The sequence below is a fragment of the Corynebacterium sp. c3Ub_189 genome (genome assembly GCF_039907195.1).
GTDB lineage: Bacteria > Actinomycetota > Actinomycetes > Mycobacteriales > Mycobacteriaceae > Corynebacterium.
Map to the genome: position 1 here is coordinate 1 of NZ_JASBOF010000038.1, position 3,091 is coordinate 3,091.

At 52.1% G+C, this 3,091-nt stretch carries 3 protein-coding genes; 2 read left to right on the forward strand and 1 reads right to left on the reverse strand.

What is annotated here, in order from left to right; all coding sequences use genetic code 11:
• Window positions 1–435 (forward strand): alkaline phosphatase D family protein (locus tag QKD99_RS11325; protein ID WP_347951474.1); only part of this gene is annotated, 435 nt, incomplete at its 5' end.
• Between the two features lie 21 nt (window positions 436–456).
• Entirely contained in the window at window positions 457–1,362 is a 906-nt protein-coding gene (locus QKD99_RS11330) for a polysaccharide lyase family protein (RefSeq protein ID WP_347951475.1), read from the forward strand.
• A gap of 67 nt (window positions 1,363–1,429) precedes the next feature.
• On the opposite strand, the gene QKD99_RS11335 is transcribed toward QKD99_RS11330, so the two are convergent.
• Window positions 1,430–3,091 (reverse strand): AAA domain-containing protein (locus tag QKD99_RS11335; protein ID WP_347951476.1); only part of this gene is annotated, 1,662 nt, incomplete at its 5' end.

The window sequence follows — 3,091 nt, forward strand, 5'->3', positions numbered from 1 at the left end:
GTCAATAGCGTGGTCGTCGTGCCGATCGCCGATAGCACCGATCAATGGGACGGCTTCCCCGCAGCGCGTCGCCGGCTTATCGAATCCCTTTCCAAGGTCAGTGACCCGATTGTTTTCACCGGCGATATTCATCAGCACTGCGCTGCCGAAATCCAATCTGAATCCGGCCAGCCTGTAGGCGTGGAATTGGTTGCTACTTCCATTGCTTCCGATGGCGATGGCTTCGCCGGCTCCAAGAGCACCGAGTGGCTGGAAAAGCCATATGTGAAGGCCATGGATAAGCGCCGTGGCTACATCAAGGTGCGCGCTTCCCGCGAGCACCTTGATTCCGAATTCGTCGTCGTACCGTGGATTGAGCGTGATGATACCGCCCCGCGTGAGACTGCTTTCTCCTTCCGCACCAATGCCGGCGAGCACACGCTGCGCTTCCTCTAAACCCCGAAAGGACAATTCATCATGGGACTTTTTAGCTCGCTTTCCTCTTCTTCCTCTCGCCGCGGTTCTTCCCGCAAGAACTCTTCTAACCAGGATTCCTCTACCCCAGCTCCTAGTGCGGTTGCTGCTCCGCCAGCCGTAACCGGTGTTCAGGCAGAACCGCAGCTCATGGAAAATTACGTCACCTGGGAGCCTGCCTCCTGGGACGTCGTTTTGGACCACTACCGCGTCATCGGCACTGATCCCAATGGCGTAGACGTGCTGTTGGGCAAGACGATCTTTCCCTTTTTCCGCCACTCCCGGCGCGATGTTGTCGGTGAAAAGTGGTCTTATTATGTCAAGGTGGTTGATGCTGCCGGTGCTGAGTCCTCTCCTTCTGGCAAAGCGACGTCTACCTCCCTGCCTTCGGTCACTGCTGGCACAGCGCTAGCCACGATTGGTTCCTTTGACCGAAAGGGCACGGAGTTTCAGTATTCCCCAAAGGACTACAAGAAGATCGTCACCGCGCATCCAGACCAGACAATCACTGTTGGACCGGATGCTACGCCCGCCGACGTCCCCTATCTCCTCCCCGGCCCCGGGGATAAGTGGGCCGGCAGCAAGGCCTATACGCTGAAATGGACCGTCAACCTGAACCAGCCCACTGCGAAAACTGCACTTGCCTTGTGGCTCATTGATACTACTAAGCTCGGCGGCATTCTCGACGTCACGATTAATGACTTTCATAAGCAAGTGGAGCTCCCTCAAGGCGCAACGCAAGGTTCGCGCCAGGGCGATGCCAGCGGGGATCCGACCTCGCTTCGCCCCGTAGCAATCGAATTTGCGCTCCCAGAAAACACCTTGCAAGAAGGTGAAAACGAGCTGGTCTTCACCCTCCAAGAAGGAGGCTGGCTAGCCTGGGATGCGCTGGGGATTTTTGCTAAATAGGGATTCTCATAGCTAGAGAACCTTTCAGCTAAGGAGACTTTTGGCGAAGGCAGATACCAATCTTCGATCAAGAACCCAAATTTTCCATGACCCATCGATAGTGCGGAAGAAGGGTGTTTTCTGTCTTCGTCGTGAGCTTCTTTAATCCTAGAAGTTCAAGTGTTGTCCGCATCACAGTTTCGCGGTCGCGAATGCCCGCGCGAAGATACCCTCTAGCGGTATGCATCCGCAGCTCTTCGTAGGGAACATCATGGATCAAACGCGACCCTAGGGTTCGTACCTCTACCCGGGGATGATCAGGAAGAAAGAATGTACTCTGACCCAGATCTTCTATGTCTGGTCTTTTCACCATCGCTATCGAACCATCTCGGACTAAGCGATTCAAAACTAGTATAAGGATCGTACGGACAGGCTTAGTAACACGAACGCCGCCACTAGATTTTACGTAACGAGAGAATAGGAAGTCGCCCAACATTGGGCCTTCAGCGCTCAAGATCTCAAGAAGTCCTTGAGCGACTTCAGCATCAGTTGCGATATTTGTCGCTACAGTCGTTCCTTCGAAAGCGGTATATTCAGCTGGGGCTTTAGTTAGCTCCGTACCGTGAAAAGAGAAGTCGAGATGTGTTTCTTCTCGAAGATCGCTGTTCTCAAAACCCTGCGTTAAAATCTCCGAGCCTTGTTCTGCCATCTCTAGATCATGCTTATCATGGGCTTCTCCAGATTCCGAAAGAGCATCTTCAAGGTCCTCTTCGGTTGAGAGGAAGGCCTCTACTCCACTTTGTACTTCAATGGGATTGTCTTCTGCATAGACGTCCTCGACAATCTCGACGTTGTCGGAAGTCTCAAAGGTTGGTGCATCTGCCTCGAATGGTTTGATACCCAATTCATCTAGCGCCACCCACACCTTTTGCATCTGTTCGTCCGAGTCTAGATAGAAATCAGATTCAAAAATTCGGACGAATGTCCAGCCGAGACGCTCCAGTTCGCGTTGCCGATGCTGATCCTGCAAAGCATTCTGATCACTGTGCCAATAGTCACCGTCGCATTCAACTGCAAGCCGTCCTTGCGCGCCTTCAACGACGAGGTCAATGCGGTATCCAAACTCTTCGAATTGCGGAATTACCTTGAACCCCTTTTCGATGATTCTGTTATATACCCTTTGCTCAAATAGCGAATCAAAGGGCTCAACCCGTTCATCGTTCGGAACTACTACACATTCTGTTTTCTCTGGCTGCTTCTCCGCAACGCTGTAGGCATACTGCAACAACTTGGCACGAATATCGACTGGGTTCAATTCGTCGAAACCAATAGAATGGAACAACCAAACTTGGTCTTTCGCGCGACTAACTGCAACGTTATAACGCTGCAGGTATTCTTTCTTAGTCAACGTTGACGTGCGTTCACCCGGCGTATACGGCTGGACCATCGAGAGGAATATGACATCTCGTTCAGCACCTTGAAAGTCAGCAGGGCTTCCAACCTTTAGCTCGCGCTCCTCCCACACCTCGGGGGGAACTTTTTCCAAAAGTCGTGCCTGGATATATTTCGCCTGGCCGGAAGTACTAAGTAGCGAAATGACGCCAATAGTCTTTCCTACATATTGCGAATCACCCAAGACGGAAAGAAGACGTTCCACCAGGACATCTGCCTCGGCTGTATTAGTTCTTTTTGTCTTCGCTCCGGTAAAGAAAGCATTGGGAGTCTGAGTAATCTTGAACGGTGCAAGCCG